Origin of the sequence: uncultured Maribacter sp. (assembly GCF_963974015.1) — a bacterium.
Classification (GTDB): domain Bacteria; phylum Bacteroidota; class Bacteroidia; order Flavobacteriales; family Flavobacteriaceae; genus Maribacter.
The window spans coordinates 796,901-810,289 of the sequence record NZ_CAXBBZ010000001.1; the positions used below are offsets into that span (position 1 = coordinate 796,901).

Consider the following 13,389-nt stretch of genomic DNA (forward strand, 5'->3'; position numbering starts at 1 on the left):
ATGGTTAAGATATTGTTCAACTCATTTCTAGTTTGGCTTTTCTATTTCTATTATGAAATATCAAAAAATGTATCTTGCAGACTTATAAAAGAGAATACATGAATTGGGAGCAATTACTTTCTTTACGCAGGCAGGGAGATAAGAATAAACGTTTACGAAACGAGCAAGATGAGACCCGATTAGGGTTCGATGTTGATTATGATCGTATAATTTTTTCTTCTGCTTTTAGAAGTCTACAAGATAAAACTCAGGTTATTCCCTTATCAAAGACCGATTTTGTGCATACTAGATTAACTCATAGTCTAGAGGTATCTGTTGTGGGGAGAAGCTTGGGTAGGCTCGCAGGTAAGAAAATTATTGAAAAACATCCCTATTTAAAAGAGGTACATGGGTATAGATTCAATGATATCGGAGCTATAGTTGCTGCAGCGGCACTAGCGCATGATATCGGTAACCCACCTTTTGGGCACAGTGGTGAAAAAGCTATTGGCGAATATTTTAAAACCGGAAACGGATTAAAATATAGAGAGGAACTTTCTGAAGTGGAATACCAAGATATTATAGATTTTGAAGGTAATGCGAATGGATTTAGATTAATGACTCAAGATAGGGCAGGAGTTTTTGGAGGTTTACGATTAAGTTATGCAACGTTGGGTGCTTTCTTGAAATACCCAAAAGAGTCGCTTCCGAAAAAACCTTCGAAACATATTTGTGATAAAAAATTTGGTTTCTTTCAGAGTGAGAAATATATTTTTGATGAAATAGCTCAAGATTTAGGTTTGCCAACGAGAAGTAATAACGGCACGGTATCTTACGGGAGACATCCGTTAACTTTTTTAGTTGAAGCTGCCGATGATATTTGTTATACCATTATTGATTTTGAAGACGGAATCAATTTAGGACTTATATCTGAAGATTATGCTTTAGAATATTTAATTAAATTAGTTAAGGATACCATAAATACCAATAAGTATAATTCTTTGGAGTATATGGAAGCTAGGCTAAGCTACTTACGGGCCTTAGCCATAAATACACTCATTCAAGATGCGGTATCTATTTTTATAGAGAATGAAGAAAGTATTTTGAATGGTACTTTTGAAGTATCTCTTATGGCCAAAAGTGGTTATAAAGCGCAGATAGAGGATATCATTAGTTTAAGTGTTAAAAAAATATATCAATCTCAAGAAGTCGTTGAAAAGGAAATCGCAGGCTATACTATTATATCCGATATATTAGATGTTTACATAGGTGCTTTAATCGGAAAAAAACACGATAAGGCATCTAATTACCACAAGCTAATGTTACGTACCCTACCAGGGTTTTACCAACAAACAGATAAATCAATTTATGATATATTATTGAATACGTGCTGTTATGTTGCAAGCCTTTCAGATAGTGCAGCGGTTCATATTCACAATAAAATTAAAGGAAAACAGCTTTAGAAGCCATAAAGAATACCCACAGTCAATATTTGTTTGAATTGTATTTTGGGTGTTCCTGGGTTTAAAATAGTGCCGTTTTCATTTTTAACGACATCAAAAAGTATATCGTCATCATAAATCATCTGTGTGCCCAAACTGGTGCTAATGAACTTATTTACCTTCATGTTTAGGTTCAGTTCCCAATCTATATCAATGTTTCCAAAACTTTTAATGTAATCGGTATATAGGTTAAGCCTACTTTTTAATTCGATGTTTTCGGCAACATTATAATTAACATTATTGGTGATAAGTATACCAATTTCTAGTAGATGGTTTTCACCAGGGGTTATAATATTTCCATCAGCATCTAGTATTGCTTCATTTACACCAAATGCACCATTATTGGCCAAGTCTTGATCTAAAACAAAGGTCGATTTTTGAGTAAGTGGAGATAAATACAGATTGAATTTTTGATCTTTAGTAATAAATGAGGTTCCTGCTCCGAATAATAGGTAACCAGGTGACATAAATCTTGAAATCGGAGTATCTCTATCTGGATATTTATAGCCGTTAGAAAACTGGGTGTTAAAGTTGAGCTGAACGGAATAGAACCAACTACTGATGGTATCTTTTCGAAAACCTAGGTTCGAACTTAAACGAATTACATCTTCTGTTTTTCTAAGTTTTCGTCCATCTTGTGCATTTAGGCCATAGCGCAATTCTAAATTATTATCCCATTGAAAGTTGCTGAATTTATATTTCCTGGCAAATTTCAAAAACCCTAGACCACTAACGGCATTATCACCCCCAGCTTTCCAATTGACAAAAGCAACTTCACTTATGTTTATACCAAAACTATTTTCTGTTTCCCAAAAAGATGGCACTCTAAACCTGCTAAAACCTTTTTGTAATGTTTTAGTCTTACTAAAATCAATATTTGGAATTTTTAGATTGACATCTTTTCTCGGAGAATAAATTTTGTCTACCGTTCTTCGAATAACAATGGTATCAACAACCACGCTGTCAACGACCATACTATCTACTAGAATAGGTGCCGGAATTGTGTCTTGTCCGAAAGACCAAAATGACGCTAAGCAAAGTAAAGGGGCTATAAATTTAATGTATTGTGAACGTATTCTTCTCATAGAAACTGTTGTACATATTTTATTACGGACATCTTATCTATTCCCGCTTCTTTATATAGTCTTTCGGTATCACCGTGTGGAATAAAAAAATCAGGAATGCCAAATATCTTAATAATTTTATGGATTCCAATATTATTTGAAAATTTCAATATGGCGCTACCAAATCCGCCAATAGCAGAACCATCTTCTAAAGTGATAATATGGTCGAATTTTTTTACTATTTCTGTGAGCAATTCTTCATCTAAAGGTTTAATGAAGGGAAAATTATAATGTGCAATACCTGAATTTAAGCCAAGTTCATTAATGATTTCAGATGCCATATTTCCTATAGGTCCAGTACTTAGAATGGCAATTTTACTACCTTCTTTTAAAAGTTCACCCTTACCTATGGTCATTTTGCTCATAGATTTTTGCCAGTTCAAAATACCACCCCTTCCTCTTGGGTAACGTATCGCAATAGGATGATTGAGCTCTAATTGCACTGTGTACATTATATTTCTTAATTCAATCTCATTTAATGGTGAAAAAATTATGAGATTTGGAATACACCTTAGATAGGCAATATCGAAAACACCATGATGTGTGGGGCCATCTTCACCAACCAATCCGGCACGGTCCAAGCAAAAAATTACAGGCAGATTTTGTAAAGCTACATCATGAATAACCTGGTCATAGGCCCGCTGTAAAAATGTAGAGTAAATATTACAAAATGGAATAAGACCATCAGCTGCCATACCTGCAGCAATGGTTACGGCGTGTTGTTCAGCTATGCCTACGTCAAAAGCTCTTTCGGGGAAGACTTCCATCATGAATTTTAAAGAACTACCCGTTGGCATTGCTGGTGTAATACCTACAATTTTTTCATTTTTCAAAGCCAATTCTACCAAAGTCTTTCCGAATACATCTTGATATTTAGGAGCTTGTTGCTGAGCTTCTTTCTTTTGTAGTTCACCAGTTTGTTTGTTAAACTTACCTGGCGCATGATAAACTACTTGATTTTCTTCAGCACTCTTCAGCCCTTTGCCTTTGGTCGTAATTATATGTAATAATTTTGGGCCTTCTATCTTTTTTAAACGTTCTAATTCTTTAACTAATAAGGTTAGATTATGACCATCAATTGGCCCAGTATAATGAAAATTCAGGCATTCGAATATATTCTCTTCTTTTGCGGTTCCTGTTTTTACATTTGTTAGGTATTTTTTTAAAGCACCCACACTGGGATCTATTCCCATGGCGTTATCATTTAAGACTATCAATATATTGGAATTGGTTACCCCTGCATGGTTTAACCCTTCAAAAGCCATACCGCTAGCAATAGATGCGTCGCCAATTACAGCAATATGTTGTCTATGTATATTTCCTTGTAATTGAGCTGAAAGCGCCATTCCTAAAAGCGCCGAGATAGAAGTAGAACTGTGACCGGTACCAAAAGCATCATAAATGCTCTCTTCCATTTTCGGAAATCCACTTATACCACCAAATTGTCTATTGGTTTCAAATGTTGATTTTCTTCCGGTAAGTATTTTGTGCCCGTAAGCTTGATGGCCTACATCCCAAATTAATTTGTCAATTGGTGTATTGAATACATAATGAAGGGCAATCGTTAATTCTACAACTCCTAGGCTTGCACCTAAGTGACCTTCTTTTGCCGAAACGATGTCTATAATGAATTCACGAAGTTCAAAGGTCAATTGCCCTAAATCTTCAATGCTTAAAGTTCTGAGGTCTTGAGGAGTATTTATATGTTCTAGAATTGCTTTCAAATTACCTTTATAATGGACAACAAAAATACTTTTTTAAAAATGAAACTATCGTATTTTTGAGGCTATGGTTTTACCTTATGATGATGCTTATTTTATGAAAAAGGCACTTCAAGAAGCAGAATATGCTTTAGAAGCCGGTGAAGTGCCTGTAGGTGCTGTAATTGTTGTGCAAGACCGAATTATTTCCAGGGCACATAATCTCACTGAAATATTGAACGATGTAACTGCACATGCAGAAATGCAAGCAATTACATCTGCTGCCAATTTCTTGGGGGGGAAGTATTTAAAAGATTGTACGCTGTATGTAACCTTAGAGCCTTGCCAAATGTGCGCGGGTGCTTTATACTGGAGCCAGATTGGTAAAATAGTATTCGGTGCTGCAGATGTACAACGTGGTTGTGGGGTAATGGGAACAACATTGCACCCAAAAACAAAGATAATGGGGGGAATTCTTGAAAATGAAGCTTCTATGTTGCTACAGCAATTTTTTCAAAAAAAAAGAAAGTAATATTTACGTATTAAAATAAAAAACCACGCATTTGCGTGGTCATATTGATTTTAAGCAAAAAAGAATATTTTTATAGTACTTGTATCTCTCCGGCCACAATACCTTTTCTTCCTTCTTCTTCTTTGTAACTCACCTTATCTCCTTCTCTAATTTCTGTTCCATGTAAAGCGGTGGCATGAACAAAAATATCTTTTCCTGTTTCTTCGTTTGTAATAAACCCAAAGCCTTTAGATTCATTGTAAAATTTGACGGTGCCAATCATTGTATTAAAATTTAGATATTAACACTCTAATTTACAATATTTTAGGATTGATTGGAATAAAATGGAATTATTAATTTGTCGGAGTATCTTGATTATCAGTGTTTCTAGGTTTTTTTCCTTGCATTTTTCGAACGTTTTCATCGGTTAACATATAATCATTGAACTTTTTGCCCTTACTCTCTTTAATCAAGAAGAGTGGCATCGCGAGTAAAAACAATCCTAAAGTCCCAGAACCTATAAATTTGTTTGCCATTGCTTCTTGTTCACCATCAAGATTCAATCCGTAGATAATCAACCCGATAGAAATTAGCGTAATTGCCGTGATTACATATTTCATTACTTGGTAAATTTTATTAGTTCTCTTCTGTATGCCGTTAATAACTTAGATTTCGATACGAATCCCATATATTTTCCATCTTTAATCACCGGAAGATTCCATGCACCGCTATCCTGAAATTTTTGCATCACTGTTTGCATACTGTCCTTTCCATAATAAATATGGTCTGGTGCTTTATGGGTGAAAGAGTCAACCTTTGTTGTAGCGTACAATTTAGTATCGAACATAAATTCTCGAATATCATCCAATAGAATAATACCTAAAAATTTATGGTTTGTATCAACAACAGGGAAAATATTTCGGGTCGATTTTGCAACCGAATCGTGCAACATTTCGCCTAATGTCATTTCTGGGTGCACAATCTTAAAGTTGGTTTCTATAACGGTATCCAATTCCATAAGGGTAAGCACTGCATGGTCTTTGTTATGTGTTAACAAATCTCCACTTTCTGCTAGTTCTCTCGTGTAAATGGTATAATCAATCGTATTTTTTGTGATTATATATGATATAGATGCTGTTATCATTAAAGGTACAAAAAGAGCATAACCACCTGTTATTTCGGCAATAAGGAATATGGCTGTAAGTGGTGCATGCTGAACCCCTGCAATAAGACCTGCCATGCCTATTAAGGTGAAATTACTTTCAGATACTGAGAAGCCTAGGCCAGAATTATTGATGATTTTGGCAACAACATTACCTAATGCGCTGCCCATTACCATTGTTGGAATGAAAATACCACCAGCACCGCCAGCCGCTAATGTAGTAGTCATCGCTACGGCTTTAAATATGGTTATGCCAAATAGTAATGTAATAACCACCCAGATGTTACTTATATAAGCATCAAAAGGGGTTTTGCCCAACGCTTGAATATGATCGCCGATTAAAAGGTTGTTGATGAATACAAATCCTTCACCATATAAAGGCGGAATCATATATAACATAATGCCAATGGCAAGTCCGCCGACTAAAAGCCGGTATTTCGGACTTTTCAATGGTTTAAAGAGATTGATAATGCCAAAATACATTTTTGTAAAATAGATGGAGGCAACAGCGGTACCGATGCCAAGCAGAACATAAAACAACGTGTCTTTAACTTCAAAAGATTCGGTAATGGTAAAATTGAACAGTACCTCGTTGCCCATAAAAAAGTAGGAAGTAAGTACACCACTTATAGAAGCCAGTAAGAGCGGTAGCATCGATATCATGGTGAGATCTAAACTAAATACTTCGACAGCAAAAATTATAGCTGCAATTGGTGATTGAAATATGGACGAAATTGCACCCGCCGAGGCACATGCAATTAATAAGGAACGCGTTTTTGAATTGATATGAAACAACCGACCTAGATTAGAACTAATGGCCGCTCCCGTTGCTACTGCCGGGCCCAATAAACCAACGGACCCACCGAAACCTACCGTTAAAGGCGCAATTATCAATTGTGTGTAAACTTGCTTTACGTCAATATTTCCTTTGTTTTTTGATAATGAGAATAGAATGGACGAAACGGCATGTTTCAATTTTTCTTTATGTATGTACTTTACATAAAGATATACAAGGGTAAGGCCGACTATAGGTAGAATGAAATAAAGCTGATTACTAGAAAAAATGATACCTTTTTCTAGGGATGCCTCAATAAAATAAGTAATGTTTTTCAACGTCACTGCCGCCAAACCGGCCAAAAGACCAACTGCAACACTTAAGATATAGATAAAGGTCTTCTGGGAGATATGTTTATACCTCCACTTATAAATACGTCTTAAAATCTTATTTTTTTGAATGGGCATGTTGCAACCATATCGTTAATGGTGTTCAAAGGTATTTAATTACTTGCTATGATTCTTTAAGAAATGAATAAGAGTATTTCTAAAAAACTATAAATGAGTGCTTTCGGTTACGAAAATATAATTAATGATAGAAGCACTTCTATTTATTCATAGGAATTTTAAATAGTTGTGATTGCTTTGCTCGAATTGAAGTGAATAAAAAATCCTGCACTAGGCAGGATTTTCAACTACTATTTAGATGGTGTATTTTATTTCAAATCCAACTTCAAATTTAATTCCTTCAATTGTGCGGGATCTATAGGTGCAGGCGCATCGATCATGACATCTCTACCGCTATTATTTTTAGGGAAGGCGATGAAATCTCTTATGGTTTCTTGTCCGCCTAAAATGGCAACAAGCCTATCTAGACCAAAAGCTAGTCCGCCATGAGGTGGAGCACCGTATTGAAAAGCATCCATTAAAAAGCCGAATTGCGCTTTTGCTTCTTCAGTGGTAAAACCTAAATGCTTGAACATAGTTGCTTGTGTTTCTCTATCGTGGATACGAATAGAACCACCACCAATTTCATTACCGTTCAATACAAGGTCATATGCATTTGCACGTACTGCACCTGGGTCAGAATCCAATAAATCTAATTGACCAGGTTTAGGTGATGTGAATGGGTGGTGCATAGCATGATAATGCCCTGTTTCTTCGTCAAGTTCCAATAACGGAAAATCAACTACCCATAATGGTGCAAATTCATTTGGTTTTCTAAGTCCAAGTCTCGTAGCCAACTCCATTCTAAGAGCGCTTAATTGTGTTCTTGTTTTATTGGCATCACCTGATAGCACGCAAATTAGGTCACCTGGTTGTGCACCAGTTACTTCTGCCCATTTGGCTAAATCTTCTTGATCATAAAATTTATCAACGGTCGATTTAAAACTTCCATCAGCATTGCACTTGGCATAGACCATGCCTTTAGCACCAACTTGTGGACGTTTTACCCAGTCTACCAATGCATCCAATTCTTTTCTAGTGTACTCAGCAGCACCAGGTACAGCAATACCAACGACTAATTCAGCATCATTGAATACTCCAAATTCTTTATGTTGAGTGATGGCATTCAGTTCTCCGAATTCCATACCAAAACGAATATCGGGTTTATCGTTCCCGTATTTTGCCATGGCATCATCATAGGTCATTCTTGGAAAAGAATCGATTTCTACACCATTAACTTCCTTTAAAAGATATTTAGTTAGATTTTCGAAAACATTAAGGATGTCTTCTTGCTCAACAAAAGCCATTTCACAGTCTATCTGTGTGAATTCTGGCTGTCTATCGGCACGTAAATCTTCATCTCTAAAACATTTTACGATTTGAAAGTATTTATCCATACCGCCAACCATCAACAATTGCTTGAAGGTTTGTGGCGATTGAGGCAGCGCATAAAACTGACCTTCGTTCATGCGACTAGGTACTACGAAATCTCGTGCACCTTCTGGTGTAGATTTGATGAGGTACGGAGTTTCCACTTCTATAAAACCTTGGCCTGATAAAAATTTACGGACCTCCATAGTTACCTTACTTCTAAAGATGAGATTATTCTTTACCGGATTTCTACGGATATCTAAATACCTATATTTCATACGAAGGTCTTCACCACCGTCAGTTTCATTTTCTATCGTAAAAGGAGGAGTTTTAGATTCATTCAGAATAGTAAGTTCAGAAACCAAAACTTCTATGTTCCCTGTAGAAATATTAGGGTTTTTTGAAGCTCTTTCTATTACCTCTCCTTTAATTTGAATCACGAATTCACGACCCAAATTTCTTGCTTGCTCTAATAATTCTTTAGAAGTACGGTCTTCATCTAAAACAAGTTGTGTAATACCATAACGATCTCGCAAATCAACCCAAACTACAAAACCTTTATCCCTAGTCTTGGCTACCCAACCAGATAGGGTAACGGTTTTGCCAATGTGTGATTCTCTTAACTCCCCGCAGGAATGGCTTCTATACATAATGCTTGCTTTAATGAAAGGGCAAATTTAAGAAGTCTATTTCATAAACGATCTATTTAAGATGCAGGTTTTATATTTGGGGTACTATTGATAAAGTAAGATCAGAAATTTTCGTAAGTATCTAAAAAGGAGATGATTATATGTTTAATGTAAAGTTAACGTAAACTAATAGTTACCTAAATGTTGATTAATTTAAAAATAAATGTACCTTTGTAACGTTACTATTAAGCGATAAATTAATCAAAAAAATAAATATCATGAAAAAAATACTAATGATAGCTTTAATGGCATTGTCCTTTGGAGCTTATGCTCAAATAGAACCAACCTTTGAGAAAGAAGGTGATATGGTAAAGGCGACATATTTTCATGCAAATGGAGAAGTGTCTCAACAAGGTTACTTTTTAAACGAGAGGTTAGAAGGTGAGTGGAAAATGTTCAATGAAAAAGGAGATAAAATTGCCATGGGTAATTATGAGAACGGTGTTAAATCTGGGAAATGGTTATTTTGGGAAGGTGATGTGAAAAGCGAAGTTAATTTTGATAACAACAGAATTGCTAGTGTTACTAAAGCAAGTGCAAAGGATCCAGTTGTTAGTAATAAATAACAACGAACAATAATATATAAGCCCCGTATCAAATGATACGGGGCTTTTTTGTTTCAGAGATTTTATTGGTTATGCAACGCTGCCTAATTTTTTCTTTTCATTAGTATTACCCATACCTCTCAATCTTATTTTTATACGGTACACAATGTTAAAGAGTACCGGTACGATAATAAGGGTAAGGAATGTGGCTACTATTAATCCGAAGATTACCGTCCAAGCTAAAGGGCCCCAGAAAACAACGTTATCGCCACCGATATAAATCTTAGGGTTGAACTCTGAGAAAAGCGAAAAGAAATCAATGTTAAGGCCAATAGCTAAAGGTATTAACCCAAGTACAGTTGTAATCGCTGTCAAAATTACCGGTCTTAGTCTAGCTTTACCACCTACAATCATGGAATCGGTCGCATCTTCAATGGTTAAAAGATCACTGTCTTCCATTCCTAATCTTACTTTTTTACGGTCGACCAAAATTTGAGTGTAATCCAGGAGCACTACCCCGTTGTTCACTACGATACCCGCCAAAGAGATAATACCCATCATGGTCATCATAATTACGAAAGACCAACCTGTTATCATTAAACCGCCAAATACTCCAATAAAGCTTAAGAAAATGGCAATCATAATAATCAATGGTTTTGAAATACCACTAAATTGGAAAATTAGAATAAGCATGATTAAACCTAGTCCTGAGAAAAAGGCACCCACCAAAAAAGCTTGTTGTTTTGCCTGTTCTTCTAACTGACCTGTATAATCTATTTTGACTGTTGCCGGAGTGCCGTTAAAACTTTGCATTTCTCTTTGAATTTCAGCAACAATAGCACCTGCATCTGTAAAACCAGGTTTTAATCCGGAATAAATAGTAACTACTCTCTTACCGTCTCGGTGTTTAATAGCACTGAATCCTGAGGTATTCTTTTCAGTCGCTACAGCAGAAATCGGAATTTCTTTAATTTGACCATTAGCAGGATCTCTAAAAATGATATTCTGATTGAATAAGGCACTTTTATTATACCGTAAATCTTCGTTGAATCGTATGTTAATGTCATAATCATCACCGTCTTCTTTGTAAACACCTGCTTTTTCTCCGAAAATAGAGCGTCTTAACTGATTACCGACTTGGCCTACTGCAACACCCAATTCACCTGCTTTTTCGCGATCTACAATCACTTGCATAGATGGCTTGCCTTTGTTTACATCAATTTTCAACTCTTCAATACCTGCAATATTTTTGGTATTAATGAAATTTTTAATGTCTTCTGCAGTATTTATGAGTTGATCATAATCGTTACCTTCTAGTTCAATATTAATTGGAAAACCTGCCGGTGGTCCATTCGCATCTTTTTCAACTGAAATAGCGACACCAGGGTAAATACCTTGAAGGGCAGCTTGAACGCGACCACGAATATCTTCTGTATTTAGGCCTTCCCGATATTTATATTCACTAAAGTTTACGGTAACTTTTCCTTTGTGTGGCATTTCTGCGGAAGAACCACCATCAGTTAAGGGGTTGCCTGCCCCTTCACCTACAACAGAGACAGCAGATGCCATCATAAAGTTTTCACCATTCTTTTTGTACTTCCCATCATCCATTATGGCATAAACCTGTTTTTCAACCTCTAGGGTGATTTCGTTGGTTTTCTCAATAGATGTACCTTCAGGATATTCTACATAGACATAAATTTCATTCGGCTTATTATCTGGGAAGAATTCGATTTTGGTACGGCCACTGCCTACCGACATACCGAATAGCATAAATACACCTATCAGCATTAAAAATGTAATACTGAAATACCAGTAAACATTACGACCCTTTAGTGCATGTTTTAAGCGGCGTTCATACCAATTTTCAAAACGGGACATTGTTTTTTTCTGGAATTTGATAGCAGTGCCCTTAATTACATACTTGTAGGCCCAAAACATGATTCCGGTTAATATTAAAACAGAACCTAAACCGCGCATTACTCCACCAAAGACTAGTATTAACGTACCTAAAACACCTAAAATAACACTCATTCTTATGAGTTGCTTTAGAGTAAGTTCTTTTTCGTCGGTGCTCATAAATTTAGAAACAAGCATCGAGTTCATGAAAATTGCAACAAATAACGATGAACCTAGTACTACTGAAAGTGTGATAGGGAAATAGATCATAAATTGACCAAATATTCCAGGCCATAAACCTAGCGGTACAAATGCAGCTACGGTTGTTGCCGTAGAAATTATAATAGGATAGGCTATTTCACCAATACCTTTTTTAGCCGCTTCGATACGAGACATGCCTTCGTCCATAAGACGGTATACGTTTTCAACTACTACAATACCGTTATCGACCAACATACCTAGACCCATAATCATTCCGAAGAGAATCATCGTATTCAGTGTGTAGCCAAGCCATGACAGTATTACAAAAGACATGAACATCGACATAGGTATGGCGAATCCAACAAAGAGTGCATTTCTAAACCCTAAGAAGAACATTAAAACCGTTACTACTAGAATGATTCCGAAAATTATGTTGTTCACCAAGTCATCTACTTGATTTAATGTACGGGTAGAGGAATCGTTTGCAATAGAAATATTAAGGTCTGGTGGAAAGTAATTCGCTTTCTCATTCTTTACAATTTCCTTTATTTTATCGGCTGCAGAAATAGAATTTCTACCAGCTCTTTTTTTAACATCGAGCATTACTACATTATCACCGAATTCACGGGCATAAGTTGTTTTGTCTTTTGCTTTAAAGTTAATACTGGCAATATCTTTTAGATAAACCGCACCGTTTTCAGATTTAACTACAAAGCTTTTAAGTTCATTTGGGCTTTCTACTTCTCCTATGATACGAATAGTACGTCTTTGCCCAACAGTTTTAAGATTGCCTGCAGACATTGTCATGTTACCGTTGCTTATGGCGCTAATAACATCTTGAAAGCTAATTTTAGCAGCCATCATTTTATAGATATCTACAGCAACTTCTACTTCTTTATCTTGAGCCCCACGAATATCCGCTTTTTTGATTTCAGGAAGATCTTCAATTTCGTCTTGTAAGTATTCTGCAAATTCTTTTAACTTTTCTACAGGATAGTCACCAGTAAAGTTGATGTTCATAATAGGAACTTCTTCAGAAAAGTTTAAGTCAAAAACATTTGGCTCAACTTTGGCGCCATTAAAGGTAGGCCAGTCTTCGCTTGCCTTTTCACTATCTACCTCATCCTTTACTTTTTGCTTGGCCTGTTCTACTGTAATTTCCTCATCGAATTCTACCGTTAAAATGGCATAATCTTCTTGTGAGGTAGAAGTGACTTCAACAACATTACTAATGTTCTTTAACCTATCTTCTAATGGGTCGGTAATCAGTTTTTCAATGTCCTCAGCTGTGTTACCAGGGTAAGGTGTACTTATGTAAATTTTAGTCTCAACAATTTCTGGAAAATCTTCTCTTGGCATGGCCATATAGGCGTTGAACCCTAACCATAGAAAAATACCGATCATCACATAGATAACCGACGGATTATCAATGGCCCAAGACGATAAACCAAATTCCTTATCAGCGTTTTTTTGTACTTTGCTCAT

10 protein-coding genes are annotated in these 13,389 nt (G+C 36.0%); 3 read left to right on the top strand and 7 right to left on the bottom strand.

Annotated elements, in window-relative coordinates:
• Positions 1-98 precede the first annotated feature (98 nt).
• On the top strand, positions 99-1,442 hold the full coding sequence (locus AACZ41_RS03455) for a deoxyguanosinetriphosphate triphosphohydrolase (RefSeq protein WP_339626953.1): 1,344 nt from the start codon (positions 99-101) through the stop codon (positions 1,440-1,442).
• Here AACZ41_RS03455 and AACZ41_RS03460 read toward each other — a convergent pair.
• Together AACZ41_RS03460 and AACZ41_RS03465 are read right to left on the bottom strand one after the other, a co-directional pair.
• Entirely contained in the window at positions 1,439-2,566 is a 1,128-nt protein-coding gene (locus AACZ41_RS03460) for a DUF3078 domain-containing protein (RefSeq protein ID WP_339626547.1), read from the bottom strand. The two genes, AACZ41_RS03455 and AACZ41_RS03460, sit on opposite strands and share 4 nt — an antisense overlap.
• Positions 2,563-4,329: a 1-deoxy-D-xylulose-5-phosphate synthase gene (locus tag AACZ41_RS03465; protein WP_339626549.1), complete on the bottom strand. Its 1,767-nt coding sequence runs from the start codon at positions 4,327-4,329 to the stop codon at positions 2,563-2,565. The genes AACZ41_RS03460 and AACZ41_RS03465 overlap by 4 nt, the downstream gene beginning before the upstream one ends.
• 64 nt (positions 4,330-4,393) lie before the next feature.
• On the opposite strand from AACZ41_RS03465, the gene AACZ41_RS03470 reads away from it, so the two are divergent.
• On the top strand, positions 4,394-4,837 hold the full coding sequence (locus AACZ41_RS03470) for a nucleoside deaminase (RefSeq protein WP_339626551.1): 444 nt from the start codon (positions 4,394-4,396) through the stop codon (positions 4,835-4,837).
• 70 nt (positions 4,838-4,907) lie between these two features.
• On the opposite strand, the gene AACZ41_RS03475 is transcribed toward AACZ41_RS03470, so the two are convergent.
• The 4 genes from AACZ41_RS03475 to aspS all read right to left on the bottom strand — a co-directional run bounded on the left by AACZ41_RS03475 (position 4,908) and on the right by aspS (position 9,220).
• Positions 4,908-5,099: a cold-shock protein gene (locus tag AACZ41_RS03475; protein ID WP_339626553.1), complete on the bottom strand. Its 192-nt coding sequence runs from the start codon at positions 5,097-5,099 to the stop codon at positions 4,908-4,910.
• A 70-nt stretch (positions 5,100-5,169) separates the two neighbouring features.
• Complete coding sequence (locus AACZ41_RS03480) at positions 5,170-5,436, bottom strand: hypothetical protein (RefSeq protein WP_339626555.1); 267 nt, start codon at positions 5,434-5,436, stop codon at positions 5,170-5,172.
• Positions 5,436-7,220: a chloride channel protein gene (locus AACZ41_RS03485; RefSeq protein ID WP_339626557.1), complete on the bottom strand. Its 1,785-nt coding sequence runs from the start codon at positions 7,218-7,220 to the stop codon at positions 5,436-5,438. Before AACZ41_RS03485 ends, AACZ41_RS03480 begins: the two co-directional genes overlap by 1 nt.
• A gap of 248 nt (positions 7,221-7,468) precedes the next feature.
• On the bottom strand, positions 7,469-9,220 hold the full coding sequence (gene aspS, locus AACZ41_RS03490) for an aspartate--tRNA ligase (RefSeq protein ID WP_339626559.1): 1,752 nt from the start codon (positions 9,218-9,220) through the stop codon (positions 7,469-7,471).
• A gap of 257 nt (positions 9,221-9,477) precedes the next feature.
• Between aspS and AACZ41_RS03495 the strand changes: the two genes are divergently transcribed.
• Complete coding sequence (locus AACZ41_RS03495) at positions 9,478-9,825, top strand: nicotinic acid mononucleotide adenyltransferase (RefSeq protein ID WP_339626561.1); 348 nt, start codon at positions 9,478-9,480, stop codon at positions 9,823-9,825.
• Between the two features lie 69 nt (positions 9,826-9,894).
• Here the strand turns inward: AACZ41_RS03495 and AACZ41_RS03500 are convergent, their stop codons facing one another.
• Entirely contained in the window at positions 9,895-13,389 is a 3,495-nt protein-coding gene (locus AACZ41_RS03500; RefSeq protein ID WP_339626563.1) for an efflux RND transporter permease subunit, read from the bottom strand.

Coding starts and splice junctions, on each gene's coding strand:
- AACZ41_RS03485 (WP_339626557.1), bottom strand. CDS start 7,220: ATGCCCATTCAAAAAAATAAGATTTTAAGACGTATTTATAAGTGGAGG.
- AACZ41_RS03480 (WP_339626555.1), bottom strand. CDS start 5,436: ATGAAATATGTAATCACGGCAATTACGCTAATTTCTATCGGGTTGATT.
- AACZ41_RS03455 (WP_339626953.1), top strand. CDS start 99: ATGAATTGGGAGCAATTACTTTCTTTACGCAGGCAGGGAGATAAGAAT.
- AACZ41_RS03500 (WP_339626563.1), bottom strand. CDS start 13,389: ATGAGCAAAGTACAAAAAAACGCTGATAAGGAATTTGGTTTATCGTCT.
- AACZ41_RS03475 (WP_339626553.1), bottom strand. CDS start 5,099: ATGATTGGCACCGTCAAATTTTACAATGAATCTAAAGGCTTTGGGTTT.
- AACZ41_RS03495 (WP_339626561.1), top strand. CDS start 9,478: ATGAAAAAAATACTAATGATAGCTTTAATGGCATTGTCCTTTGGAGCT.
- AACZ41_RS03470 (WP_339626551.1), top strand. CDS start 4,394: ATGGTTTTACCTTATGATGATGCTTATTTTATGAAAAAGGCACTTCAA.
- aspS (WP_339626559.1), bottom strand. CDS start 9,220: ATGTATAGAAGCCATTCCTGCGGGGAGTTAAGAGAATCACACATTGGC.
- AACZ41_RS03460 (WP_339626547.1), bottom strand. CDS start 2,566: ATGAGAAGAATACGTTCACAATACATTAAATTTATAGCCCCTTTACTT.